Consider the following 259-nt stretch of genomic DNA (forward strand, 5'->3'; position numbering starts at 1 on the left):
ATGCTGTTCAGCGACACCCCGCATGCAGCCGATGCCGTGCTGCAGTGCCGCCTGGTCTGTACTGCCGGAAAAGAGGAGATACAGGAGGTTCGCCTGGGCGCCGACTGCCTGTGGAGCCGCCCCGGCGCCGACGGCCAGCACTGCTGGGCGGGCTTTCATATCATCGACCTGGCCGAGGACCAGGCCAAGGCGCTGGAAAGCCTGCTGGCCAAACTCTGATCACAGTAAAGCCGCGGCATCGGTGCGCACGGCGCACCCT

1 protein-coding gene is annotated in these 259 nt (G+C 66.0%); it reads left to right on the forward strand.

The window, feature by feature from the left end; all coding sequences use genetic code 11:
• A partial coding sequence (locus tag NDO48_RS29340; RefSeq protein ID WP_267322936.1) for a hypothetical protein occupies positions 1 to 219 on the forward strand: 219 nt, incomplete at its 5' end.
• Positions 220 to 259 lie beyond the last annotated feature (40 nt).

Origin of the sequence: Aminobacter sp. MET-1 (assembly GCF_026521175.1) — a bacterium.
Classification (GTDB): Bacteria; Pseudomonadota; Alphaproteobacteria; order Rhizobiales; family Rhizobiaceae; genus Aminobacter.